The following is a 24,672-nucleotide window of genomic DNA, read 5'->3' as shown; positions in this document are numbered from 1 at the left end:
GGTTCAGGCGGCCGGCTTCCAGGTCAGTTCCTTGACCCAGCTCGGAATCGGCGGCATGACGCGCTTCGGGATGAAGTCGGTGGCACGTACCAGGGCATCCACCGGCACGTGATAGAGGCGGTTCTGGCGATTGGTGACCCAGCCGCCATGACGGCTGATGACCTGGTACCAGGGGTTGCGCCGGCCCTGCTCGGTGCGGCCGCCGATCTTGCGGAACTTGTCCATGGCGGCGTACAGACTTTCTTCCTTGAGGCCCAGCGCAACAATGTTGTCACGCATGCGGTTGAGCAACGGCACATAGGACAGGATGCCGAGGAGCAGACGCGGGTCGGCGAAGGTAGCGACCATCTTCAGCAGATTGCGATAGACCTTGCCGTGTCCCTGCATCTCCAGGACATGGAAGCCGACGCCGAGGTGGCGCGATTCGTCATCGTTGATGCGGGCGAAGGCCTGGTGGCAGACCGGGTCAGCCACGGTGTCGAGCAGGAACTTGCAGAGCGCGCCGTCGAGCGCGATCTCCAGCATCGGAATCACTGAACCCAGCGCCTCCAGCGGCATCTCGTCGCTGTAGCGATCCAGCCACTCAATGACCAGGCGCAGGTTGATGTTGGGCTCAGGAATCTGGTCACCGTCAAGCATGCCCCAACGCTTCATCAGCGCCATTTCGGCATTGGCATGACGCTGCTCTTCGGCATGGAAATAGACGTAGATCTCCTTCAGCGTGTCATTCGGTGCCTTCTTCGCCATGGCGGCAAAGCCACGCGCACCGACATGCTCGATCCACATCAGGTCCGCCATGAACGCCTTCAACTTCGGCCACTGCTCGGGCGTGATCAGCTCCGCACCAGGGGCATCCCAATCAATGTCAGCGAGGGCCCACTGGCTGGCCTTGATCTTTTCCAGCATCTTGTCGAGGTCGATTGCAGCCATGTCTGTACTCCTTTGAACGGCTTGATGGACAGATTCAGATACGGTCACCGGCGAGCCGGTTGATGAGGCCGGCCCCGGAGGCGTAAAGCGCGGGGGCAAGACGCTTGCTGCGCCAGACCATGCGTGCGTCGAGCTGCGGCAGGACATAGAGACGGCTGCGGTCGAGGGCATCGAGCGTGGTTTTCGCGACGCGCTCCGGGGCGACGCCGAAACGGGCCATGAGCTTTTCCGCCAGACGTGACGAGCTGGCGCTGATGCGGCCGCTGCTGGCGATGTTGGTCTTCACCCAGGTCGGGCACAGCGCCGTGACGGCAACGCCGGTACCGGCCATCTCGGCCGCCAGCGTTTCACTGAGTGCCAACGCAGCGGCTTTGCTGACGTTGTAGGGCCCCATCTTCGGCGCCGCCGCGAAGCTGGCGGTGGAGCAGACATTGATGATGCCGCCATGACCCAGCGCACGCAGCTTTGGCGCGAAGACATGGCAACCGTGCACAATACCCCAGAGGTTGATGCTCAGCGTCCACTGCCAGTCGGCTATGGGCGTCTCGCCGATCAGCTGTCCACCGGCACCGACGCCGGCATTGTTGATGACCAGATCGACCTGTCCCTGCAGCCAGTCTTCAGCAACCACCGCCAGCGCCTCGACGTCGGCCAGCAGACTGACATCGCAGCGCACGGCCAATGCCTTGCCACCGGCAGCGTCGATCAGATCAACCGTGTCCTGAGCCGTGGCGAGATTGATGTCGGCGCAGACCACGCGCCCGCCACGTGCGGCCAGCTCGACCGCAAAGGCTCGCCCTATGCCGCTGCCGGCGCCGGTGACCACGGCGGATGCCTGGCTTGATGTCTTGCGGTTGGCCATGAAGCCACCTCCTCAATGTCGTCAATCAATGTGACAGTGAGGAATGTGACTTGATGGTCAGGCCGACGAAAGGTTATGGTCAGACAAGTTTTTGTCATTAGCAGACGAGATATGGGTGTCGCGCTGAAGGCCACGGAAGGCGTCCTGGTCGGCCATTACGTACTTTTCACCTTGCGCTTCATGCACAGGCGCGGGTTCAGTGCCGAACAGATTCTGCATGGCACCAGCATCCGCCTCGAGGACCTTGAGCAATACCCGGACTATCTCGTGTCGCTGCCGGCACTGCTGGTCATCGTGCAGAACCTGCATGACCTCGATCCATCGCCCAGCCTGCCCTTTGAGCTCGGCAGCCAGCTCAAGCTCGGCAACCACGGTTTTCTGGGCTATGCCGTGCAGGCAAGCGCCAATCTCGGCGAGGCGCTGGCACTGGTGCATCGCTACACGCTCACCCGTACACAGTTCCTGCAACTGCAGCTCGGGCGGCAGGACAGCCACGCCATACTCGAGATCAGTGACAACGGCATGCTGGGGTCGTGGTTCCCCCGCATCATCGAGCTGCTGCTGGCCAGTTTCTTCACCATCGGCAATGATCTGCTCGGCAATCTGCCGCTGCAGGACACCGAACTCCAGCTGTCATTTTCGGAGCAGCCGCATCATCTCGGGCTGCGTGCCATTACCGGGAACCGTATCCGGTTCGACTGCGCAAGCACCGCCATCCGCTTCCCTGCCGTCTGGCTGGCCATTACCCTGCCCAGCGCAGATCCGCAGCTGGTGGCTCTTGCTGCCTCACGCTGCCGCGACGAGCTGGAAGCTGCCGAACGCAGCGTCGATCTCGTCACGCGGATCCGTCGCCTGATGCAGAAGCATCTGGCCGAGCCTCATGCGCAGGAGCTGGTCGCGAGCACGCTCAACATGACACCTCGCACGCTGCATCGCCGGCTGCAGGAGCAGGGTATGCACTTCAAGACGCTCATGGATGAGACGCGCAGAAGCCGTGCGACTTTCAAGCTCCGTCACGAGACGGTGTCGATCGGGGAAATTGCCGCCGAACTGGGCTACAGCGATCAGGCCAATTTTGTCCGGGCCTTCAAGCGCTGGACAGGAAAAACACCCAGTGAGTTCAGAAAGGAATCCTGAAACTCCCGGAAATGACGCACTCAGACGTCGATCGCGGTCGCCGAGCCCGCCTGCTTGCGCAGCTCGAACTTCTGGATCTTGCCGGTGGCGGTCTTGGGCAGCTCGCCGAAGACCACGGCGCGCGGCACCTTGAAGCGGGCCAGGTGCTGGCGGCAATGCGCGACGATGTCCTCGGCGCTGACGCTGGCACCGGCCTTGAGCTCGATGAAGGCGCAGGGCGTCTCGCCCCACTGCGCATCGGGACGGGCGACCACGGCAGCGGCAAGCACGGCCGGGTGCCGATAGAGGGCATCCTCGACCTCGATCGACGAGATGTTCTCGCCACCGGAGATGATGATGTCCTTGCTGCGGTCCTTGATCTTGACGTAGCCGTCGGGGTGAATGACGGCAAGATCGCCGCTGTGGAACCAGCCGCCGGCAAAGGCGGCCTCGGTGGCGGCCGGGTTCTTCAGGTAGCCCTTCATGGTGATGTTGCCGCGGAACATGATCTCGCCCATGGTTTCGCCGTCGGCCGGCACCGGCGTCATGGTCTCGGGGTCCATCACGGTCATGCCGCGCTGCAGGTGATAGGCCACGCCCTGGCGGGCATTCAGGGCCGCGCGCTCGCCCACCGGCAGCGCATCCCAGTCAGCCTGCTTGACGCAGACTGCCGCCGGTCCGTAGACCTCGGTCAGGCCATAGGTGTGGGTGATGTCGAAGCCCATCTCCTCCATGCCCTCGATCATGGCGGCAGGGGGCGCGGCTCCGGCGACCATGGCCTTGACCGGGTGGCTTATTTCCGCCTTCATCGCGGATGGCGCATTGACCAGCAGGTTGTGCACGATGGGAGCGCCGCAGTAGTGGGTGACGCCTTCGGCGCGAATCAGGTCGAAGATGAGCTGGGCATCGACCTTGCGCAGACAGACATTGACGCCGGCACGGGCCGCCAGCGTCCACGGGAAGCACCAGCCGTTGCAGTGGAACAGGGGCAGCGTCCACAGATAGACGGCATGCCTGGGCATGTCCCATTCCAGGATGTTGGAGATGGCGTTCATGGCCGCGCCACGGTGGTGGTAGACCACGCCCTTGGGGTTGCCGGTGGTGCCCGAGGTGTAGTTCAGGCTGATGGCATCCCATTCGTCCTGCGGGCCCTGCCAGACCCAGGCCGGATCGCCACCGGCCAGAAACGCCTCGTACTCGATGCTGCCGATGCGGCCACCCGGTCCCACGTGAAGCGCGTCGTCAACGTCAATCACCAGCACCGGACGCTGCACCTGGCGCAGGCTCAGCGCCTCCTGCAGCACCGCACTGAACTCGGGGTCGACCAGCACCGCCCTCGCCTCGCCATGATCCAGCATGAAGGCGATGCTGGCGGCATCGAGGCGGGTGTTGAGGGCATTGAGCACGGCACCGGCCATGGGCACGCCGAAGTGGGCTTCGATCATGGCGGGAACATTGGGCAGCATGGCAGCCACCGTGTCGCCACGCGCGATGCCGTGCGCTGCCAGCGCCGAGGCCAGGCGACGGCAACGCGCATACGTGTCGGACCAGGTCAGCCGGCGGGCTCCGTGGACGATGGCCAGTCGCTGCGGATACACCGCCGCCGTGCGCTCGATGAACGCCAGCGGGGTCATGGCATCGTGATTGGCCGCGCAGCGCGGCAGGTCGCGGTCATAGATCGAGGTCATGACGAGGCTCTCCGGGGAAAGCCTCTACTTGACGCGCTTTGCGCGCGACTTGCCATAGGCGGAAGGTCGTAGAGGCTGTTGTGACAACCGGCGTCAGTCGTCCAGGCGCACCCCCAGCGTGGCAAGCAGGGTATCGACCAGCGCAGCGAGGGGTGACAGCGCCGGCTGCAGCAGCTGATCAAGGCGATAGGTGATTTCTCGCGAGACCAGCAGGACGGCACCGGAGAGCGCGACGGGAACGGCCGTCACGCCATCCACGACCGGGGCCGGTGCGAAGGTGCGCAGCGGCACCACGTCCAGCGCCACGTCCCTGAGCAGGCGATCCGCCGTGCCCAGCAGGGTGTCGTTGATGGCCGAGGTACGGGTGCTTCCCGTTGCCACGACCAATGAGGAGACATTGCCCAGCACCCCGGCGAGCAGGCGCGTGGCACCGCCAAGCACCGGCACCTCGGCCGAGGCACGCTCGGCGCCTTCCGCGACATTGGCGAGGTTGCGCGACAACCGCACCAGCGGGGCAACCACCGCCCCCAGATCGCCGGACGGGCAGGCACTGTCCGCCTCGGCGGCCGCCACCTCGCCCTGGTAGCGACTGACCATCTGCGGCAGGCTGCGCAACGGTTCCGGCAGGCTGCTCGACGCCGGCAACCCGGCCTGCAGGCTGCTGCCCAGGGCACTCATGCGGCGCAGCACGTCACGTGCGGCGGCCTGCTGCAAGGCAGCCGCCTGATCCGGGCTGGAGGCGCTGTCGATGGCCGCCTGCAGCAGGACATCCGCCATGTCCAGACCGGCCAGGCTGGCATCCGCCAGAACGCTCAGCAGCTGCTGCCCCTCTGCCGTGGGCTGTGCCGAGATAGCTGCCTGCAGACCGGGCTGCAAAACAGCCTGCAGCGGATCCAGGGGACCGGCTGCCGGCGTCACCGCCGATTCGCGGCGCAGAGCGGCCGTGACAGGTGCCGCGCCGTTGCACTGATTGAATGGCGACTGCGCCGAAAACGCGGACGAGGGCGGCAGGCCTGCCTGCGGGCGCTGACGCAGCCTGAACAGGGTGTTCTGCTCCCCGAAACGGCTCAGGTAGTCATGCAGGGCCGTGCCGGCGACCGGTGCCGGCTCCGATTCGCGGCGGTAGCGATAGGCCAGCGTGCGCTCGACGCTGCCGTCGATGCGCTTCAGAGTCACGCTGCCGCTGCGTGTCGCGGCATCGGACGCACTGGCGCCGTCGCTGCCGGGCGTCACCGTGTAGAGCTCGCTGACCAGCTCCGGCCGGTTGCTGACACGGTCCAGCCGCACTTCCATCCAGAAGAAGCCGTAGCGGTCATAGCGCTGCAGGCGGGCCAGATTGCGCTGGGCATCCCCCACCGAGCGCATCTTGCCGGCCGCACCGGAAACCACGAACTCGGTACGACCACAGGACGGTACTGCCGTCAGCCACTGCAGGTCGTGGTCATGGCCGTTGACGTAGAGGTCGGTGACGTCGCACATGGCCTCCTCGAGGAAGTCCTTGTAGCGCTGGCCGGCCAGCACCGGCAGCAGTGCTGCCTGCAGCGACGGTGCCGCGGGCGATGCCGTGGCGACACCCGCTTCGGCGGCAATCAGGTCGTCGTAGTTGCCGGCGTTGCCATGATCTCCGTTGGACAGGTAGGGATGATGGGCAAAGGCGATCTTGAAGCGTGCGCGGCTCTCGCGCAGACCGCGCTTGAGCCAGTCGAGCTGACGCAGGCCGTAGGTGCTGTAGCGGTAGTCGGCCGAGGCATCCGGGAAGCCACCGGCAATCTGGTTGGAATCGATGGCGAACAGGTGCACCAGCGGCTCGCTGCGGGTGCCGCCGGCACTGACATCGTAGTAGCGGGCAGGCATGCGCCAGCGCGGGGTCTTGCGCGGGTTGGCGGCATCGCTGCCGGTGCCGTCGACGGACTGATAGGTGTATTGCACCTGGGTCTCGCCACGCGCGTTGCCGGCACCGTCGCCGCCGAACAGCGCGGTGTTGTCGTGATTGCCGGAGACCATGTAGAACGGCAGCTCGGCCGGGAAGGTCAGGTAGGCCTTCTCGAACTTGTCGAAGAACTGCGGATCGCGGGCCGTGGTGGTACCGGACTCGTAGATGTTGTCGCCGAGACCGAGCACGAACTGGCAGCCCTGGCGTATCGCCTGCTCGCGGCTGAGCGCGCGCACGGCCGTCTCGCGGCCCTTGGCCTCGCAGACGTCGGCCATGGCGGCACCCGTGGCCATCTGGCCATCCGAGCCGGAGCCGCTGTCGCCCATCACCAGGAAGCGCACGATGTCCGGGGACACGCCGGACGTGGTCGGGACATGCCCGCTGGGCGGATTGCCGCTCCCGGCACCCGGGCCGCTGCCATTGCCGGCATCGATGTCCGGCGAGGGGCTGCCACCACCCGCCGTGTCGTCGGGGTCGGTGATGACCTCGTTGCCGACGCCGCCCATGCCATCACCCTGCACGCGACGTTCGTCATCGGCGCAGGCGCTCAGCAGCAGGGCCATCGTCACGGCCGATAAGGCAATCTTGAGCGGCTTCATGCGCGTGTCTCCACCTGGCCGGGAATGAATTCGCCGCTCAGCGGCGTGCTCGGGGCGCCCGAGATCTCGTTCAGGCGGTTGCTGCCGGAACGCACCTCGAAGACGCGGCGCTTGCCGACATCCTCCTCGCCGATGCGTGCCGGATCACGAATGTCGCTGACATAGCGCCAGGTGGCACGCAGCTGCTCGCGGGTGACCTCGACCTGGACATAACCACGGGTCTTGAGCTCGCTGTAGCGGATGTGCGGGTTGGCAGCCGGAATCACTGCCGACACCAGCTCGGCCACCCCGTCCGGGAAGCCTGGCGAGGTCACGGACGGTGCCACCAGCTCGACACCGAAGGGCTTCTCGAGCACGCCGCCCGCCAGCACGAAGGGATTTTCGTAGAGCTCGATGGCCCAGCTGGTGTGGATGTCGCCGGTCAGCACCACCAGGTTCTGCAGGCCGATGGCCTTGACGAAGTCACGCACCCGGTCGCGCTCGGCGGTGTAACCGTCCCACTGGTCCATGTTCACGGCCACCAGATTGCCCAGCAGCTTCTGGTCCATGGCACGGATCTGCGGCAACTCGACCAGGTTGAGCTGGCCGAACATGACCTGCTGCCCCAGGAAGGTCCAGTGCGCGCCTTCGTTGCGCGCCAGCAGCAGCTGCAGCTGCAGCCACTGGCGCTGTGCCGGACCGAGCAGGGAGCGTTGCGGGTCGTGACGGGACGGATCAATGGCCGGCACGGCCGGCTGCGGGTCACGCCCGACGATGCGGGTGTCGAGCAGAATCAGGTCCATCAGGTCGCCGACACGCAGACGCCGGTAGATGACCTCGCGGGCATCCGGGGCCAGGGTGCCGACATCACGCGGGAACTGCTCGCGCAGGGGCATCCAGTTGAAGTAGGCACGGATGGCGGCAGCCTTGCGCTCGGCATAGCTGCCCTCCTCGCCCTCGGTATGGTTTTCGGCACCATCACGGTTGCTGTCGTTGGTGATCTCGTGATCATCCCAGATGGCAATCACCGGAAACTGTGCGTGCAGACGCTGCAGCTCGCGATCGCGCTTGTACTGGGCATGGCGCTGCACGTAATCGGCGGCAGTGATCATCTCGGTGGCCGGCTGCGGCACGCGGCTTTCGCCATCCCGCACCAGATCGGCACCGGTACCGTATTCGCCCTCGCCGTATTCGTAGAGGTAGTCGCCGAGGTGAACCACGAAGTCCAGGGCGTCATCCTGGCTGATCAGGTCATAGACACTGAAAAAGCCTTCCGGCAGGTTGGAACAGCTGGCCACGGCAAAGCGCGCGAGCTCGGCACGACCGGCGGGCTGGGTGCGGGCACGGCCTGTGCGCGAGACCTGGTCACCGGCCCGGAAACGGTAGTAGATGAAGCTGGCGGCCGGCAGTGCGGCCATGCTGCCCTCGGCAAAGCGGATGTCGCGATACAGGTCGACGTCACCGAGGTCGATCTTGATGGTCCAGTCGCGTTCCTTGAGCGCCATGAAGGCGCCCAGACGGCGCACCGGCTGCGTGGCAAAGAGATCAGTCCACGCCGTCTCGGACGCCAGGCGCAGAGGACTGACCACGTACTCGAGGCTGACCGGAATGGCGGCCACGTCGGTGTCACGCGGCGCCACCGCTGTCCACAGGATCACGCTGGCAGCCGTGGGATCACCGCTGGCAACCCCGTAGGGAAAGGCCTGGCTGGCGAGCAGCGGATTGACCTGCCCGGGCTGCAGCTGTCGGGTGGAGACCACGCCTTGCGCGCTGGCGCCGAGGCGGTCGCCGGCCTGCTCGTCGGTGCAGGCCACGAGGGTGGGCAATGACAGGCTGAGCAGCAGGCTGTCACGAACAAAGTCACGTCGTTTCATGGAGGCATCCGGCTCGCGTCGCGAAGTGACCGCGACTCTAGTCAGATGTCATGACAGCCGGATGACGGTTGCGTGAAACCCGACATCCGTCAGCAGCTGCCCTCCCCGAGCGACGCGATGCCGCCCGGGGCAGACCGACCTGACCTCAGCCCAGCACCGCCTCCAGATCCGCCTCGGCCTGGGCAAAACCGCGCTCGGCCGCTTCCGGCCCCATGTTCAGGCCTTCGGCGTAGATGAAACGCACGTCAGTGAGACCGAGGAAGCCCAGCACCGCCTTCAGGTAGGGCACCTGGGAGTCGTTCGGCGTGTCGCGGTAGATGCCGCCACGCGCCAGCGCGACATAGACGGTCTTGCCCTGCAACAGGCCGACCGGGCCGGTCTCGGTGTAACGGAAGGTCACGCCGACACGCGCAATCGCGTCAATCCAGGCCTTGAGCTGCACCGGCACGCCGAAGTTGTACATGGGCACGCCGAGCACGATCACGTCGTGGGCCTGCACCTCGGCGATCAGGGCATCGTCAAGCGCGACGCGGGCCTGCTGCTCTGCCGTGCGCTGATCGGCGGGCGTGAACAGCGCGCCCAGGGCGGCCTCGTCAAGCACCGGATGCGGGTTGCTGGCAAAGTCGCGACGGGTCACGACGGCATCGGCATGTGCCGCCTGCAGACGCTCGACCACACGATTGGCGACGCGGGTGGAGTTGGCGCCGTCACGGCGGGCACTGGCATTGATCTGGAGAATCTTCATGGTGAGGCACCTGCGGGTCTTGGTGAGTACAGGGCCAGTGTATTTTTCGGCATTGAACTCATAAATACCGAAAAAAGCACCGATCTGTTCCCCAAAAACAACAATGCCGGTCACCTGTCACCAGGTGCCGGCACGGTCATTACGCTCGGAGCAGACTCCGCTTCATCACGCTCAGAACGTGGCCTCCGCCATCAGCCAGACCTTCTGCGTATCCTTGGCAAAGGTCTCGGCACGGTAGTCCGCGTACTTCGCGGTCAGCGTGTAGCGCTTGGCAAAGGTGTGGCTGGCCTGCAGATTCCATTCGCTGCCCAGCTCGGCAGAGCCGGCATCGGCCTCGTAGTCATGCCAGACCGCCGTCAGCGCGGTGCCCTTGAGCGTGGTGCTGGCACCGACATAGCGATCACGCAGACCGCTCTTGGGGGTTGTCATCAGCTTGTCCGCCCAGCCCTGGAAGGCGTGCAGGGTTGCCAGCGGCGTTTGCAGGGCAACACCCGCATCCTTGTCGGCTCCCAGGCGCTCCTCGGCCACGAAGGCACGCACACCGGCGACCTTGGCGCCAAGCACGACGTGGTGGTAGCTGGCCTCGAAGTCCTTGGCGTTGTCACCATAGTCATCCTGACGAGCCGCCTCGACACGGTAATCCAGAGTCACCGGCTTCAGCGCCACGGCACCGGTGGCCAGCGCGCCGACGGTGCGCGAGGACATCTCGGGCATCTCATCGAAATCGAGCAGATAGGCATAGCTGCCCAGGGTCACCGCCTTCAGCGGCTGCCAGTTCACGGTAACCAGGTGGTGGTCGCTGTCGAGATCGGCTGGCGGCACACCGTCCTGCGGCCCGAATACACGCCGTGTCTTGCCGACATAGGCGTAGTCGATGTCGACCGTGTCGATGGCCTTGCTTTGCAGACGCAGGGCATCAAAGGTCTGCTCGTTCTGGCGCCAGGCCACGCCACCGACCCAGCGCTGGTTGCCCATGTTCAGGCGCTGGCGCCCTGCGGTCAGCGTCGACTTGGCGACCTTGTAGGTCAGGAAGGCCTGGTTGAGGTCGGTGCCATCCGGGTCAACCACCATGGGAAACTCGACTTCCTTGTTGCGCGTGTCATTGAAGCGCTGGCCACCGAGATGCTGGACATGATCCAGCTCGACGCCGAAGCCGATGCCATGCCAGTCCTTGCTCAGGTAGCCGAGGCGGGCACGCAGGGTGCTGGCCTGGGCAGTTTTGTCGAACTTGTCATCATCAACCTGCTCGTGACGCAGACGCAGGTTAAGGGTGGTCTTGCCGTCGGCAATGGCCGACACCAGGCTGTCTCCGGCAAGGGCCGTGGCTGGCGCCAGCAGGCCGGCACACAGCGGCAGAACGACAGGGGTCAATCGCTTCATGGGGGTCATCCTCGAACGTTCACTGGGGGTGGAAACAACAGAACTCACGTCAACTGCCATCGGCATCAGGGGTTGCAGCACACTCACCTCTCCGGCCGGCATCCGGCCCTGAAAAAAAAGCGCCCACGACATGGTGTGATCCATGTGGTGAGCGCCATTGCCCTGTCATCGGATTGTTTCGGCAGCCCCTCGTCGGGCTGCGCACACAACACATACAGCAAGTGTCATGCCATAATTTTAAATCTTCAAAATCAACAACATGCCGAAATCAAGTGTACAAAATGCTCTGCGGCAGTGCCAGCGTGCACTGCCAGCGGGCCTGCGACGCGCACAGGCCCGCTGGTGCTCAACCTGCCGCCGCCAGCACCGGTCGCCGTTCCGCAGAGGCCGGTTCGACCTTGCGCTGCTTCTCGTAGAGAAACTCGAGCACGGCATGACGCAGCTGCACGTAGCGCGGGTTGTCAGCCAGCGCCAGACGATCACGCGGACGCGGCAGGTCAATGTCGAGGATCTCGCCGACCGTGGCCGCCGGCCCGTTGGTCATCATCACGATGCGGTCCGACAGCAGCACGGCCTCGTCGACATCGTGGGTGATCATGATCACGGTGTTGTTGAGCTCGCGCTGGATGTCCATCAGCGTGTCCTGCAGGTGGGCTCGCGTCAGCGCATCAAGCGCGCCAAAGGGCTCGTCCATGAGCAGGACGCGCGGCTGCATGGCCAGCGCACGCGCGATGCCGACACGCTGCTTCATGCCCCCGGAGATCTCGCCAGGGCGCTTGTGCAGGGCATGCGTCATCTGCACCAGGGCCAGGTTGTGAGCAATCCAGTCATGCATCTCGGCTCGGCTCTTGAGGCCGCGAAACACGGTCTTCACGGCCAGCTCGACATTCTCCCAGACCGTCAGCCAGGGCAGCAGCGAGTGGTTCTGGAACACGATGGCACGCTCCGGACCGGGCTCGCGGACCTCGCGACCGTCAAGGATGATGCCGCCCCGGGTCGCCTGCAGCAGCCCGCCGACCAGATTGAGCACGGTCGACTTGCCACAGCCGGAGTGCCCGATCAGTGACACGAACTCGCCTTCGCCGATCTTCAGACTGACATCGCTGAGTGCATCAAAGCGGCCCTTGGGGGTTTCGAAACTCATGTCCAGGGCGGAAATTTCCAGCAGGGTTTTCATGGTCAGACTCCTGTCTTCTGCCAGTCGACACGGCGCTGCAGCAGCAGCATGACGCGGTCGAGAATGAAACCGATGAGACCGATCACCAGCACGGCCGTCATGATCCGGCTCAGCGACTCCGAACTGCCGTTCTGGAACTCGTCCCAGACGAACTTGCCCAGGCCCGGGTTCTGCGCCAGCATCTCGGCGGCAATCAGCACCATCCAGGCAATTCCTAGCGACACCCGCAGACCGGCAAACATCATCGGAATGGCCGAGGGCAGCACGATGCGGCGAACATGCGTGAACCAGCCCAGACGCAGCACCCGGCTGACGTTGTTGAGGTCGGCACTGACCGTGGTAACCCCCACGGCCGTGTTGAGCAGGGTCGGCCACAGGCAGCACAGCGTCACCGTGATCATCGACACCACGAACGAGCGCGCGAACATCGGATCCTCGCTGTCGTAGACCGACGCCACCACCAGGGTCACCAGCGGCAGCCAGGCCAGTGGCGACACCGGGCGGAAGATCTGCACCACCGGATTGATCGCGTCATGCACGATCCGGCTCAGCCCCATCACGATGCCCAGGGGAATCGCCACCAGCGAGGCCAGCACGAAGCCGGCAAGCACCGTCTTCAGGCTGGTCAGGATCTGGTCGACGAAGGTCGGCGTACCGGTGTAGGCGCGACGCTCCGGCTGCCAGTCCGGCTCCTCGGCCAGGCGGGCGGCTATGCGCTCCTCCTGCCTGGCCAGGAAGGCACGTTCGCGTTCACGCTGGGCCTGGTGCTCGGCCACCAGGTTGCCAGCCTGTTCGACCACCTGCAGCGGCCCCGGGAAACTGCCCAGCGATGTCACCACCTGCTGCGACACCGCTTGCCAGCTGGCCAGGAACACGACCAAGCCAAGCACCGGCGCCCACAGCAGGCGCAGCAGTGCCGTCGGGTGGAGCCGGCGGCAGAAGCCGCCGGCCAGGGCCATCGAAAGGACGGGACGAGTCATCACGGAATCTCCTGCGTGTTACGGGGTCTGCTTGCCCTTGAGGCCGATGGCAAAGCTGTCGATGTAGGCATTGGGCTTGCGCGCATCGAAGCTTCTGCCGTCAATGAAGCGGCTGGCCTTGACCGAGCGGAAGCCGGTCTCCTTGGCGAAGTCCGGAAACTCCCCTGCCTTCATGTGACCATCGGCAATCAGCTCGGCAGCGGCCTGGCGATAGATGTCCGGACGGAACACTTTCTTCGCCATGTCCATGTACCAGCTGTCCGGCTTTGCTTCCGGAATCTGGCCCCAGCGACGCATCTGGGTCAGGTACCAGATGGCATCCGAGTAGTACGGGTAGGTGGCGTGGTAGCGGAAGAACACGTTGAAGTCCGGAGCCGGCCGCACATCTCCCTTCTCGTACTCGAAGACACCGGTCATGCTGTTGTCGATGACGCTGTAATCGGCACCGACATAGTTCGGCTTGCTGATCATCTTCGCCGCCGCCTTGCGGTTGGCATTGTTGTTCTCGTCCAGCCACTTGCCGGCACGGATCAGCGCCTTCACCACGCGGACATGGGTGTTGGGGTTCTTGCTGGCCCATTCATTGCTGACACCGAAGACCTTCTCGGCCAGGTTGCTGTTGATCGCCATGTCGGCCACCACCGGAACGCCAATGCCGCGGAACACGGCCTGCTGGTTCCAGGGTTCGCCCACGCAGTAGCCATTGATGGTGCCGGCCTCGAGCGTGGCCGGCATCTGCGGCGGCGGCGTCACCGAGATCGGCACGTCCGCCTTCAGGGTGCCGGCCGTGTCACCACGCTGCGGCGCGTAGAAACCGGGGTGCACCCCGCCCGCCGCCAGCCAGTAGCGCAGCTCGTAATTGTGCGTGGAGACCGGGAACACCATGCCGAACTTGAGCGGCTTGCCCTCTGCGCGATAGGCATCCACCACCGGCTTCAGGGCGCTGGCCTTGATCGGATGCACCGGCTTGCCGTTCTGCATCGGCACATGTTTCTTCATGTCGGCCCAGACCGCATTGGAAACCGTGCAGGCATTGCCGTTGAGGTCCATGGTGAAGGCGGAAATGATGTGCGCCTTGGTGCCGTAGCCCATGGTCGCGCCGAGCGGCTGACCGGCCAGCATGTGAGCGCCATCCAGCTCGCCGGAGATCACCCGGTCAAGCAGCACTTTCCAGTTCGCCTGGGCCTCGAGACGGACAAACAGGCCCTCGTCCTCGAAATAGCCGTTCTCGTAGGCCACCGCCAGCGGCACCATGTCGGTGAGCTTGATGAACCCGAACGTCAGCTCCGACTTTTCCGCCTGGCCCACTTTCGCCAGCGCCGTCATCGGCAGCACGCTCATCAGCGCCAGCGCAGCTGGCAGTATCGATTTACGCATCATCCCAGTGCTCCTTGAAACATGAAAAGAAGACCCAAAAAAAAGCGCCCGCAGCCGGGACCGTGGTCCGAACTGCGAGCGCCTTTGCTCTGCCAATCTGTGTGCTCCACGATCACCGTTGACCGTGTGGCAGATGAATCAAGGCAGATATCGTGCCAACATTTAAATCAGTTCAAAATCATGTAGATGGATGATAGTCACGCAAACCTCCAGCCCTCTCCGGAAGCTCACCGCACCAAATGCGCACCTGTTCGCGCCGATTTGGTTCAGCGCGCCGATGCCATTGCCGCGCTGCCGGCCGCGCTCGCATCCTCGATCAGCGCGGGGTCGCAGAAACCGGCAAGAAACCGGTGATACAGATCACTGCGCCAGCACTCCTGCACCACCCGGTCACCCACGCCGTCAGGCAGCTGACGCCAGCGCTGCATCTGCGCCAGAAACCAGCGTGCATGCGATGGCCAGGGCACATTGGTCGGTCCGCCGGAGAAGACATGGAAGTGCTCCGCCGGCAGCGGCAGCTGCGCCAGGCCGCCAGGCAGCCTCCCGGATGGCGCCAGCGCCAGGCAATCCGGCGCCACCGGCACATGATCCTCAGCCGTCAGCAAGGCCAGCGCGCTCGGCAGATCGGCACGGATGCGCTGACCGGCATGATGCAGGGCGCGCACCAGGGCGGCATGGCTGTCGGGATGCTGCTGCGCCCACTCGGCAGTCACGCCGAGAACCTTCTCGGGTGCGTTCGGCCAGATCTGGTGACCGCTGAGCAGCACCCTGCCCGCTCCGGTCTGCAACGCGAGGCTGTTCCAGGGCTCGCCGGCACAGAAGCCGTCGATGTGTCCGAGTCGCAGGTGCTCCGCCATCTGGGATGGCGGCAGCACCACCAGATCAACGTCACGGTCCGGGTGCAGCCCGCCCGCAGCCAGCCAGTGCCGCAACAGATAGGCATGGGAGGAAAATGCAAACACCACGGCAAATACCAGACGCGGCTGTCCGTTGCGCTGTCGCGTTGCCACCACGCGCGCCAGCGCCTGCGCGCAGCCCTCGGCCGTGTCAGCCTCGGCAGCCTCGCGCACGCTGTCGAACACGCCCTGCGACACGGTGATGGCATTGCCGTTCCGGCCCAGGGCATAGGCCGTCAGCAGCGGCACCTTCAAGCCACCGAGTCCGAGACTGCCGGCCAGCACCATGGGGGCCAGCATATGTGCCGCATCGAGCTGACCCACCATGACCCGGTCACGCAAGGCGGCCCAGGAGGTCTCGCGCTGCAAGGTCACCTCCAGTCCCTCGTCGGCAAACAGCCCCCAGGCACTGGCCGCCACCAGTGGCAGACAGTCGGTCAGCGGCATGTAGCCCAGGCGCAGGCGGCACTTCTCAACCATGGCGTTCCCCTTCCAGCAGATTCATGACCGCGAGGATGTTGGCCGCCACCTCGCCCAGGCGCTGACCGCGATCCATGGCCATGCGACGCATGGCGTGATAGGCCTGCTCCTCGCTCATGCCACGGGTCTTGATCAGAACGGCCTTGGCCTGGTCGATGCGCTTGCGCTCGACCAGCTGGGTGCGCGTGGCCTCGAGCTCGTTGCGCAAGGCCTGGTATTCGCGAAAACGGGCAATGGCAACGTCGATGATGGGGCGCACGCGTGCCGTCTGCAGGCCATCGGCGACATAGGCGCTGACACCTGCCGACACGGCGCGATGGATGGTGGCGCTGTCGCCATCCGCAGTGAACATGACCACCGGGCGTGGCGCGTCCCGGTGCAGCACGGCCATGGTGTCCAGCGTGTCGCGATCCGGCGAGTCCACATCTATGATGATGACATCGGGCTGATGCCGGCCGACGGCCTCCACCAGCCCCTGGGCACTGCTCAGGCGGGCAACCACGACGAAGCCCTGGTCAGTCAGCGCCTGCTCCAGCAGGGCCGCACGAGGGGCCTGATCATCAACCAGCATGACCGCCAGCGCAGTCGCCACCGGTGTCCGTGCCGACCGGGATTCGGCGGACACGGGTCGGGATGCGGGCGGGACGAACGCTTTGCGCACGGAGTCACTCCTTGGATCCGTCAATGCCAAGCAAGGGACATGCCATCGTCCTGACACCTGCGCCCCCGCCCGGGCGCATCGTGCATCGCACCAGCACGGCGCAGCTAGCGCTCGCCTGCCCTGCACCGGAGCAGGCATACTGTGAAGACATCCGCGCCTGACAGCACGGATGCAGGCCTTGTCGGCATTTCGCCTGCCTGACCACACTGGCACGCTTCCTGCTCTGCAGGCGAACCGGCAGCGTGCGTCGTGCCCCGCTGCCAGCGGCACATGGGCCTGTACCGTGTCATGCCGACCATCAGGAGTCTGACCGACATGACCTCGCGGCATCTGCCGAGCCACCCGGAACCTGCCCTGGTCGACGGACTGGGCCGCCACATCGACTATCTGCGTCTGTCGGTGACCGACCGCTGCGATTTCCGCTGCATCTACTGCATGGCCGACGACATGACCTTCATGCCCCGGCAGGCACTGCTGAGCGCGGATGAGCTGTACCGGACCGCCGCACTGTTCGTGCGTGCCGGCATCCGCAAGATCCGTCTCACCGGCGGCGAACCGCTGATCCGTCCTGACATCGTCACGCTCTGCCAGCGCATTTCCGCCCTGCCCGGCCTGCACGAGCTGGTGCTGACCAGCAACGGGTCGCAGCTGGAGCAGCTCGCCTCCCCCCTGGCCGCCGCTGGCGTCAGCCGCATCAATGTCAGTCTCGACAGCCTGCAGCCGGAACGTTTTCGGCAACTGACACGACACGGTCGCCTGGAGCGCGTTCTGGCCGGTCTCGACGCCGCGCGCCATGCCGGCTTTGCCGGCATCAAGCTGAACACGGTGCTCATGGCCGGACGCAACGACGACGAAATCGTCCCCCTGGTGCGCTATGCCATCACACAGGGTTTTGACATCAGCTTCATCGAGGAGATGCCGCTGGGCGAGGTCGGTCGCGCCCGTGGCGAGAACTTCATGGCCAGTGCCGACATACGCCGGCAGCTGGAGCGGCACTTCCGTCTCGAAGACAGCGATCACCGCAGTGGCGGGCCGGCACGCTATGTGCGCCTGAGCGACCACCCGGGCACTCGCGTGGGCTTCATATCGCCGCATTCGCAGAATTTCTGCGGCAGCTGCAACCGCCTGCGCATGACGGCAGACGGCCGCCTGCTGCTCTGCCTCGGTCACGAGCAGGGACTGGATATGCGTGCCCTGCTGCGTGAGCATCCCCAGGATGACCAGCCGCTGCTGCACGCGCTGCACACGGCGCTGCAGAGCAAGCCGGCACGCCACGAATTCGAGACTGATCAGGTGCAGCTGGTGCGCTTCATGAATGTCACGGGGGGCTGATTGGTTTCTTGAAAGCAACAATCTGTCCCGAAAAGATGGACTAGTGCTCCCTCATCACTCCCCATAGGATTTGCTTCAGGGACAACGCCCCCACACCCCCGAATCGCCAGGAGTAACACCATGAATCTTTTCCGTCAGATCAACCAGACTGTTGCCGATGTGGTTGCCCAGCCCGCCCTCAACAGCGTCCTGATTCTCGCCGCCCGCATCCTGATGGCTGCCATCTTCATCAGCGCCGGCGTCAGCAAGCTCGGTGACGGCTATGCCGGCACCGCCGGCTACATGGAATCCATGGGCCTGCCCGGCGCCTTGCTGCCGCTGGTCATCCTGCTCGAGATCGGTGGCGGCCTGGCCCTGGTGGCCGGCTTCCAGACCCGTCTGGCTGCACTCGCGCTGGCCGTGTTCAGCATCGTCTCCGGCGTGATCTTCCACGGCGGTGCCGACCAGATGCAGCAGATCATGTTCATGAAGAACCTGGCCATGGCCGGTGGTCTGCTTGCCTTCACCGTGTTCGGTGGTGGTCGCCTCAGCCTCGACGGCGAAACGCGCTGACGCTGACCGGCAGCGGGTACTTCGGTATCCGCTGCCGAACCGCTGTCAGGTCCGGCAACATCAGGATCTGAATCGCGAGCATAAAAAAAGGACCTTACGGTCCTTTTTTCATTTTCATCGCCATCCTTGGCGAGGAATCGTCCTTGATGCTCCATCCCTGAGCATGGGCACTCCGGCCCTCTTCCCTGTCTGCAGCGTCCTGCTGCGTGACCGCTTCCTGCGATCTGCCTCCTTGGCATGGGTTCCATTTTACGGTTGCAGAAACGCAACACAACCTCACCGAAATGCATCACGCTGGAAAACTTGCTTACGATCAAAAAATTAATTCATTCATAACAGTCACTTGAAAAGTGACTATCCAGTTTCGTCAGCTTGATCCGCGGCCATATTCAGGATATGACTACAGCTCTTGTAGGAAATTCCCTACAACCAAGGTGGTGCTCATGCAACACGCACTCGGTCTCGCAGAAAGTGTTTCGCAACATCCGCTGGAATGGCTGCTGCTCGGGGTGCTGCTGTCGCTGCTGCTCTGGCGCTTGCTGCCGCTGCTGCATGGCCGGGGACGCCTCAGCCGCATCGACTACCTGGTCCGGCTCAGCTTCTCGTTGGTGATCCTTGTGCTCGGCTACGGCCTGCTGGCATCGAAGCTGTTCCTGGCACTGGGCGTGTCGCTGGATCTGGAATGGCCGCTGTTCGTTTACAGCATGCTGCTCTGGCTGTCCTACATCGCCGGTCTCGCCATCAGACGTCATCATGACATCGGCCAATCCGGCGTCTGGGCGCTGCTGCTGCTGGTGCCTGGTCTCAATGTGCTGCACATCGGCGTGTAGCTGACCCTGCGGCGTGGTCAGACCAGACGCAATCGCTGGGGCGCCGTACCGCATCAGCCGGTCAATGGGGTGACGAAGTCAGAGGCTCCCAGCCTGGAACCCCAACCCGGATCAGGCGTGAAAAATCCGTTGATCGATCCGCAGCCAGAGCCCGGTCGTTGATCGCTCCGCGCCGGGACAGCTCGGACAGCGTGTAGCCCGGCATCAAGCCGCCGATCTCCTGGACGTAACCGGGCAGGTATCCGGTCAGCAGAATCCGGTAGTCCGCCGGCAGATCACCGAGAATCTGCCGTGCCATGGCAAACACCACGGTCGTGCAGTTCGCCGTCAGGGCATGATAGAAGCGTGGCGTGCGCGCCAGCGCATTGGCGGTCGCCACGTATTCCAGCAGCAAGGCACGCTGCTGCTGCGGACTCAGGGCCAGCCGGTAGAGCGAGACCTGCTCATGACGGACATTGGTGCGCAGACGAATGACATCCCGCTCGTCAGCCCCCAGCACACTCAGCTCGTATTCCTTGAAGAAACCGGCCAGCTCGTCATAGACCTCGCCACGCTGCTTGCGCGTTTCCACCGAGAACGCCAGAAAACGGCCATCGGCAAAGCCGAACGACACCATGATGTGGGCAATCGCCGGCATGCCCCAGGTGGTCACTGTCAGGTCGGCGGACTGCAGCTGGCGCAGGTCATGACGCCGCGTCTCCCAGCGGATGTCGTAGTCGGTTTCGCTGCGCCAGTGAAAATTGCGCACGTTGTGCAGCAGCAGCTCATCACCACGCACCTCCCCGGTCAGGGTATGCGCCACTTCATCCATCCAGTCACGCTGGTTGGAGGGCTGCACCGTCTGCCACCAGAGACCGGTCACGGACAGAACCAGAAGCCCGCCGCCCAGCAGGACACGGCGCCGGCGCGACCAGCAGACGCCCGTGCAGGCCGCCACGCCGGACAGGCCGACCAGCACCATGGCCAGCTGCAGCCAGGGCGAATCCAGGGCCAGACGGAAATGCACCGCCAGCACGGACCAAGCCGTCAGCGCCAGCAGCAGCAGACAGATCAGCCCTTGCAGAAACCAGCGCAGCCAGCGCCTCACTGCGCGTCAGCCCGGGCCACGCGCCCCTCGAGATGGGCCTGCAGGATGCGACGAATCTCGACAATCGCCTGCGGTGTCTCCTGCACGCTGTGCCAGGAAGGCAGCACCAGCTCGGATGCAGCTCCCGGCAGATGCGCACTGCGATACGGCACCACCCCGTCGCTGGAGTCCTGCAGCGGCTGGTCTGGCGTGTCGTTGCCCATGATGCTGTGATAGATCACGCCGGGACTGACCGGCAACTGCGCGGCCCACTGGATGTACGGGTCACGATCACTGAGGTTGTCTATGCTGTTCAATGGCCGGCTCAGGCTGACGCTGCTGGTACCGGCGGGATCCACCAGTATCTGGCCGATTTCCTTGAGGCGGGCGACACTGGACACCGGCAATCGCACGAGACTGGCCAGGGCACGGGGAATGCCCCGATCGGCATAGGCCGTGCCGCGATGCGGCGCCGCCACGAAGATGGCGCGACTGACCATGGGCAGTGGCGCAAAGGTCAGATACGGCTTGAGCTTGCGCGGCAGCTGACGCTGGCTGCCCTGCGGCAGATGCTGCCGGAAGATCTCCCAGTCACCCTCGTCGGCACGACTGACCAGCAAGCGCGACAACACCCCGCCCATGCTGTGCCCGACCAGCACCATGTCACGACTGGCCGCCGACTGTCCGGCCGGATCGAAGTGCTGCAGGGCCTGCACGATGACGTCGCGAATGGCCTTGTGGTTGAACGGCACCGGCAGATTGGTCGGATAGTACAGATGCCAGATCTGGTAGCGCTGACGCAGGGTCTCGTCACCCAGCACCTCGTTAGCGACATTGATCCAGGCTTCCGGACTGCTGGCCAGACCATGCAGCATGATGACAATGCGACGATTCGGATCGAAGGGCTGCAGCAGGTAGATCTGCGGAGAATCAAGCACGTCACCGCGCCCGAACAGGGTCAGCAGCGACTGCCTGGCAAACCCGGAGCGCGCCAGCCAGAGTCCGTAGCCCGAGGTGAAGTTGGCCGCCAGCGGCACCGGCTGGCCGGCAACGCTCACGCGTGCCTGGCGATAAGGATCGTAGCCGGAGATCTCGACGCGCTGACTCGACAGGATGGCGTCGGCATCGTCCCCCTCGAAGCGGGCAATCGCGGTCAGCGCAGGAAACGGCGTCTCATGCCAGGACAAGGTGCGGTCACGGCCATTGCTCTCGACCACGCGCTGTCCGGTCACCGCCACCATCTCGGCACCCAGACCGTCACGCCGGTACTGGTTGCGCAGTCCGGCAAATGACAGCGAGGCCGCCGGCAGCAGACTGGCGGGCAGCAGACGACCTCGCGCCAGACGCACGTCGCTGAGGCTGCCGGCGATGCGCCAGCCGGCATACTCGAACTCGAATCGCCCGCTGCGTGCCGCCTGCTCGGTCCAGGTCGGCAACGGTTTCTCGAACAGGGCCGTGAGCACCTGCTGCAAGGCAAAGTTGTAGTAGTCGCGAACCTGGGTCTGGCGGTCCTCGAAAGCCCTCACACTGGCTGCCCGCTCGCTGTGGAACAGGTAGACATAGGCATGACGCGCCGACTGCAGATAGGCATCGACGCGGCGCCCATCGTTGAGCGCCAGACCGCCGCGCTGCGCCTGCTGCAGCCAGAGTTCGGAAAGTGCGGCATGACGGCGCTCGGCATCCAGACCCGTGCTTTGCTGCAGGGCCTCCCGACAGCTGACCAGCGCCTGCAGGCAGGTCTTCTCGACAATGCCGACAACCTGCAGGGCGGTGCGCGTGTCCGCGCTGAGCTTGCCGGTGGTGAGCACGTCGCCGCGGCGCTGGGTCAGGTAGTCGGTGCCGTCAACGGCCTTGACCTTGACCCCGGCACAGCCCGACAGCTGCCCCAGTGCAAGCAGGAGTCCGGCTACGGAAAACAGGCGCGCGAGGATGTTGAAACCCGCTGCGTGCTGCTGGCGCCGGGCGGCGACGGGCACGATCAACGCGGCACGAGCTGAATGCTGATTTCCATGCGGCGATTGGCGGCTCGCCCGGCCTCGGTCGCGTTGTCCGCCACCGGGAACAGCTTGCCGTTGCCGATGGCCAGCATGTGACTGCGCGGCAGACCGCGCTGGCTCAGGTAATCCAGCATCATGCGGGCGCGATCGCGCGAAAGCTCGGCATTGTAGCTCTGGCTGCCGATGTCATCGGTATGACCGGTGATCAGCACCTGGCTGTACTCCACCTGGTTGAGCACGCGTGCGATCTTGTCCAGCGATGCCTGCATGACCGACGTCAGGGTGGTCTGCCCGAGCGGGAACCCCTGCACCCCGTTCATGACCACCAAAACCTGATGACTCGGGCCGATGTGTCGCACCTCGATGCCGTTCGGGCCCAGCACCCGGGTCAGGGCACGCGCCACGGCCAGCGCACTGTGGCGCTTCTTTTCCTGCGTCACGGCCGGCACCGACGACTGGGAGCTGGTGTCAATTCCGCCCAGGCAGCCGCCCAGCAGAACAGACACCATCAGGATCACGCCATGTGCGAGCGGTTTGCGCATCTTGAATACCCAGACATCCCCAACCTCATTCGAGGGTAGCACTGTTGCCCGCACAGGCACAGACGCCGGTCAATGTTCCCGACGCAGCATGTCGGCCAGCTTCTCGCCGATCATGATGATGGGAGCATTGGTGTTGCCGCCAACCAGACGGGGCATGATGGAGCCGTCGGCAACACGCAGATTGCGCAAACCATGTACGCGCAACGCGTGGTCGACCACGGCCATGCCGTCGCTGGCCGGCCCCATCTTGCAGGTGCCTACCGGGTGGTACTGGGTATCTGCACGGTTGCGGATGTCGCGCTTCATGTCCTCGAGGTCATCGGCCTTGACGTCGTAGAGCAGCTTGCCGCGAATGGCATCGAAGGCGCTGTCCTCGAGAATGCGTCGCATCATCTGGCCGGCCCGCGCCAGATCTTCCAGGTCCTCGGGTTCGACAAGGAAGCCGGGATCGATGGCAGGAGCCGTCGCCGGGTTGCTGTCGACCAGGGTCACCGAGCCGCGGCTGCGCGGACGCAGCAGCGTCAGGTGGCAGCTGTAGCCATGACCGAGATGGAACTTGCGGGCATGGTCATCGACGATGGCCGGGATGAAGATCAGCTGCATGTCCGGCACATCAAGGCCGGGCTTGCTCATGAAGAAGGCACCGGACTCGGCGAAATTGCTGGTGATGATGCCGCGCCGCTCGTTGCGCCACTGCAGGATGCCCTTGGTCACCGCCACGGCACCGCGCAGAGACAAGCCGAAGCTTTCGGTGTCGCTGGGGATGCGGTAGGTCATCACGTAATCGATGTGATCCTGCAGGTTGCGACCCACGCCGGGCAGGTCATGAACGACGGCGATTCCCTTCTGCTGCAGGTGCGCGGCCGGGCCGATGCCGGACAGCATGAGCAGCTGCGGCGAGCCGAAGGCGCCGGCACTGACGATGACTTCGGCGGTGGCGATGAAGTCCTGCACACCGTCCTTCAGACGCACCCTGACACCGATGGCAGTCCCGTTCTCGACGAGGATGCGTTCGGTCAGGGCATGCGTCAGCACGGTCAGGTTGGGGCGGCCGAGGTGCGGGGTGATGAAGGCCTTGGCGGTGCTGACACGCTCACCGTCCTTGATGGTGCGCTGGTACATGAAGGCGCCGAACTGGTCGGCCCCGTTGCAGTCGGCAATGGTCGGAATGCCCTGGTTGGCACAGGCCTGCAGGAAGGTCTGGTTGAGGTCGCTGGCATCGCTGGGCAGCGTCACGCCCTGCGGCCCCCCCTTGCCATGGAACTCGTCATCGAAGGTGTCGTTGTCTTCGGACTTGCGGAAATACGGCAGCACGTCCTTGAATGACCAGCCCGGGTTGCCGAGCACGGCCCAGTGGTCATAGTCCCAGGCATTGCCACGCACGTAGCACATGGCATTGACCGACGAGCTGCCCCCCATGACCTTGCCGCGCGGCTGGTAGCCGCGACGGTTGTTGAGACCGGGTTGCGGCACCGTCTCGTAACCGGCGACGTTGAGCTTGGTCGGCACCATGCCGACCACCCCCGCCGGCGCATGGATGAGCACGCTGGTGTCCGGGCCGCCCGCCTCGAGCAGCAGAACGCGAACATTGGCGTCCTCGGTCAGGCGCGAGGCCACCACGCAGCCGGCTGAACCGGCACCCACCACGATGTAATCAAAGACATTGTTGCTCATGA

20 protein-coding genes are annotated in these 24,672 nt (G+C 64.7%); 4 read left to right on the top strand and 16 right to left on the bottom strand.

Annotated elements, in window-relative coordinates; genetic code table 11:
* Positions 1-3 precede the first annotated feature (3 nt).
* Together F595_RS0111490 and F595_RS13985 are read right to left on the bottom strand one after the other, a co-directional pair.
* Complete coding sequence (locus tag F595_RS0111490) at positions 4-930, bottom strand: hypothetical protein (RefSeq protein WP_022957023.1); 927 nt, start codon at positions 928-930, stop codon at positions 4-6.
* A 34-nt stretch (positions 931-964) separates the two neighbouring features.
* A complete protein-coding gene (locus F595_RS13985) occupies positions 965-1,792 on the bottom strand; it encodes an SDR family NAD(P)-dependent oxidoreductase (protein WP_022957022.1) in 828 nt (275 codons plus the stop codon).
* A 111-nt stretch (positions 1,793-1,903) separates the two neighbouring features.
* On the opposite strand from F595_RS13985, the gene F595_RS14320 reads away from it, so the two are divergent.
* Entirely contained in the window at positions 1,904-2,929 is a 1,026-nt protein-coding gene (locus F595_RS14320) for a helix-turn-helix domain-containing protein (RefSeq protein WP_022957021.1), read from the top strand.
* 20 nt (positions 2,930-2,949) lie between these two features.
* Here the strand turns inward: F595_RS14320 and F595_RS0111475 are convergent, their stop codons facing one another.
* The 10 genes from F595_RS0111475 to F595_RS0111430 all read right to left on the bottom strand — a co-directional run bounded on the left by F595_RS0111475 (position 2,950) and on the right by F595_RS0111430 (position 16,677).
* The gene (locus F595_RS0111475) at positions 2,950-4,596 is read right to left on the bottom strand and encodes an acyl-CoA synthetase (protein ID WP_022957020.1); all 1,647 of its coding nucleotides are present in this window, start codon (positions 4,594-4,596) and stop codon (positions 2,950-2,952) included.
* 93 nt (positions 4,597-4,689) lie between these two features.
* Positions 4,690-7,128 carry a metallophosphoesterase gene (locus tag F595_RS14810; protein WP_022957019.1) on the bottom strand — a complete coding sequence of 813 codons (2,439 nt, stop codon included), beginning with the start codon at positions 7,126-7,128 and terminating at the stop codon, positions 4,690-4,692.
* Positions 7,125-8,981: an alkaline phosphatase D family protein gene (locus tag F595_RS13970; protein WP_022957018.1), complete on the bottom strand. Its 1,857-nt coding sequence runs from the start codon at positions 8,979-8,981 to the stop codon at positions 7,125-7,127. The genes F595_RS14810 and F595_RS13970 overlap by 4 nt, the downstream gene beginning before the upstream one ends.
* 145 nt (positions 8,982-9,126) lie before the next feature.
* Positions 9,127-9,726: an FMN-dependent NADH-azoreductase gene (locus F595_RS0111460; protein ID WP_022957017.1), complete on the bottom strand. Its 600-nt coding sequence runs from the start codon at positions 9,724-9,726 to the stop codon at positions 9,127-9,129.
* A 171-nt stretch (positions 9,727-9,897) separates the two neighbouring features.
* Positions 9,898-11,106, bottom strand: a complete 1,209-nt coding sequence (locus tag F595_RS0111455) for an alginate export family protein (protein ID WP_022957016.1) — start codon at positions 11,104-11,106, stop codon at positions 9,898-9,900.
* A gap of 346 nt (positions 11,107-11,452) precedes the next feature.
* On the bottom strand, positions 11,453-12,283 hold the full coding sequence (locus F595_RS0111450) for an ABC transporter ATP-binding protein (RefSeq protein WP_022957015.1): 831 nt from the start codon (positions 12,281-12,283) through the stop codon (positions 11,453-11,455).
* Between the two features lie 2 nt (positions 12,284-12,285).
* Positions 12,286-13,263: an ABC transporter permease gene (locus F595_RS0111445; protein ID WP_040568651.1), complete on the bottom strand. Its 978-nt coding sequence runs from the start codon at positions 13,261-13,263 to the stop codon at positions 12,286-12,288.
* 18 nt (positions 13,264-13,281) lie between these two features.
* Positions 13,282-14,640, bottom strand: a complete 1,359-nt coding sequence (locus F595_RS0111440; protein ID WP_026913545.1) for a CmpA/NrtA family ABC transporter substrate-binding protein — start codon at positions 14,638-14,640, stop codon at positions 13,282-13,284.
* A gap of 266 nt (positions 14,641-14,906) precedes the next feature.
* The gene (locus F595_RS13965; RefSeq protein ID WP_022957012.1) at positions 14,907-16,016 is read right to left on the bottom strand and encodes a CmpA/NrtA family ABC transporter substrate-binding protein; all 1,110 of its coding nucleotides are present in this window, start codon (positions 16,014-16,016) and stop codon (positions 14,907-14,909) included.
* Complete coding sequence (locus F595_RS0111430) at positions 16,009-16,677, bottom strand: ANTAR domain-containing response regulator (protein ID WP_211213179.1); 669 nt, start codon at positions 16,675-16,677, stop codon at positions 16,009-16,011. Before F595_RS0111430 ends, F595_RS13965 begins: the two co-directional genes overlap by 8 nt.
* A gap of 315 nt (positions 16,678-16,992) precedes the next feature.
* On the opposite strand from F595_RS0111430, the gene moaA reads away from it, so the two are divergent.
* The 3 genes from moaA to F595_RS0111415 all read left to right on the top strand — a co-directional run bounded on the left by moaA (position 16,993) and on the right by F595_RS0111415 (position 19,391).
* Positions 16,993-18,009, top strand: coding sequence for a GTP 3',8-cyclase MoaA (moaA, locus tag F595_RS0111425; RefSeq protein WP_040568677.1), 1,017 nt, complete (start codon positions 16,993-16,995; stop codon positions 18,007-18,009).
* 120 nt (positions 18,010-18,129) lie between these two features.
* A complete protein-coding gene (locus tag F595_RS0111420) occupies positions 18,130-18,561 on the top strand; it encodes a DoxX family protein (RefSeq protein ID WP_022957009.1) in 432 nt (143 codons plus the stop codon).
* Positions 18,562-19,004: 443 nt separating this feature from the next.
* A complete protein-coding gene (locus F595_RS0111415; protein WP_156873880.1) occupies positions 19,005-19,391 on the top strand; it encodes a DUF805 domain-containing protein in 387 nt (128 codons plus the stop codon).
* 61 nt (positions 19,392-19,452) lie between these two features.
* Here F595_RS0111415 and F595_RS0111410 read toward each other — a convergent pair whose 3' ends face one another.
* The 4 genes from F595_RS0111410 to F595_RS0111395 all read right to left on the bottom strand — a co-directional run bounded on the left by F595_RS0111410 (position 19,453) and on the right by F595_RS0111395 (position 24,670).
* Positions 19,453-20,478, bottom strand: a complete 1,026-nt coding sequence (locus F595_RS0111410) for an Lnb N-terminal periplasmic domain-containing protein (protein WP_022957007.1) — start codon at positions 20,476-20,478, stop codon at positions 19,453-19,455.
* The gene (locus F595_RS13960) at positions 20,475-22,433 is read right to left on the bottom strand and encodes an esterase/lipase family protein (RefSeq protein WP_228126960.1); all 1,959 of its coding nucleotides are present in this window, start codon (positions 22,431-22,433) and stop codon (positions 20,475-20,477) included. Before F595_RS13960 ends, F595_RS0111410 begins: the two co-directional genes overlap by 4 nt.
* Before the next feature lie 2 nt (positions 22,434-22,435).
* On the bottom strand, positions 22,436-22,996 hold the full coding sequence (locus F595_RS14315) for an OmpA family protein (protein WP_022957005.1): 561 nt from the start codon (positions 22,994-22,996) through the stop codon (positions 22,436-22,438).
* A gap of 69 nt (positions 22,997-23,065) precedes the next feature.
* Positions 23,066-24,670, bottom strand: coding sequence for a GMC family oxidoreductase (locus F595_RS0111395; protein ID WP_022957004.1), 1,605 nt, complete (start codon positions 24,668-24,670; stop codon positions 23,066-23,068).
* Positions 24,671-24,672: the final 2 nt, after the last annotated feature.

Origin of the sequence: Perlucidibaca piscinae DSM 21586, assembly GCF_000420045.1 — a bacterium.
Classification (GTDB): Bacteria; Pseudomonadota; Gammaproteobacteria; order Pseudomonadales; family Moraxellaceae; genus Perlucidibaca; species Perlucidibaca piscinae.
The sequence above is the reverse complement of the archived record's forward strand: the minus strand, read 5'-3'. Positions and strand labels throughout refer to the sequence as shown.

Bases quoted from the DNA above. Each gene is read 5' to 3' on its own strand.
- F595_RS0111490 (WP_022957023.1), bottom strand. From the start codon at position 930: ATGGCTGCAATCGACCTCGACAAGATGCTGGAAAAGATCAAGGCCAGC.
- F595_RS13985 (WP_022957022.1), bottom strand. From the start codon at position 1,792: ATGGCCAACCGCAAGACATCAAGCCAGGCATCCGCCGTGGTCACCGGC.
- F595_RS14320 (WP_022957021.1), top strand. From the start codon at position 1,904: ATGGGTGTCGCGCTGAAGGCCACGGAAGGCGTCCTGGTCGGCCATTAC.
- F595_RS0111475 (WP_022957020.1), bottom strand. From the start codon at position 4,596: ATGACCTCGATCTATGACCGCGACCTGCCGCGCTGCGCGGCCAATCAC.
- F595_RS14810 (WP_022957019.1), bottom strand. From the start codon at position 7,128: ATGAAGCCGCTCAAGATTGCCTTATCGGCCGTGACGATGGCCCTGCTG.
- F595_RS13970 (WP_022957018.1), bottom strand. From the start codon at position 8,981: ATGAAACGACGTGACTTTGTTCGTGACAGCCTGCTGCTCAGCCTGTCA.
- F595_RS0111460 (WP_022957017.1), bottom strand. From the start codon at position 9,726: ATGAAGATTCTCCAGATCAATGCCAGTGCCCGCCGTGACGGCGCCAAC.
- F595_RS0111455 (WP_022957016.1), bottom strand. From the start codon at position 11,106: ATGAAGCGATTGACCCCTGTCGTTCTGCCGCTGTGTGCCGGCCTGCTG.
- F595_RS0111450 (WP_022957015.1), bottom strand. From the start codon at position 12,283: ATGAAAACCCTGCTGGAAATTTCCGCCCTGGACATGAGTTTCGAAACC.
- F595_RS0111445 (WP_040568651.1), bottom strand. From the start codon at position 13,263: ATGACTCGTCCCGTCCTTTCGATGGCCCTGGCCGGCGGCTTCTGCCGC.
- F595_RS0111440 (WP_026913545.1), bottom strand. From the start codon at position 14,640: ATGCGTAAATCGATACTGCCAGCTGCGCTGGCGCTGATGAGCGTGCTG.
- F595_RS13965 (WP_022957012.1), bottom strand. From the start codon at position 16,016: ATGGTTGAGAAGTGCCGCCTGCGCCTGGGCTACATGCCGCTGACCGAC.
- moaA (WP_040568677.1), top strand. From the start codon at position 16,993: ATGACCTCGCGGCATCTGCCGAGCCACCCGGAACCTGCCCTGGTCGAC.
- F595_RS0111420 (WP_022957009.1), top strand. From the start codon at position 18,130: ATGAATCTTTTCCGTCAGATCAACCAGACTGTTGCCGATGTGGTTGCC.
- F595_RS0111415 (WP_156873880.1), top strand. From the start codon at position 19,005: ATGCAACACGCACTCGGTCTCGCAGAAAGTGTTTCGCAACATCCGCTG.
- F595_RS14315 (WP_022957005.1), bottom strand. From the start codon at position 22,996: ATGCGCAAACCGCTCGCACATGGCGTGATCCTGATGGTGTCTGTTCTG.
- F595_RS0111395 (WP_022957004.1), bottom strand. From the start codon at position 24,670: ATGAGCAACAATGTCTTTGATTACATCGTGGTGGGTGCCGGTTCAGCC.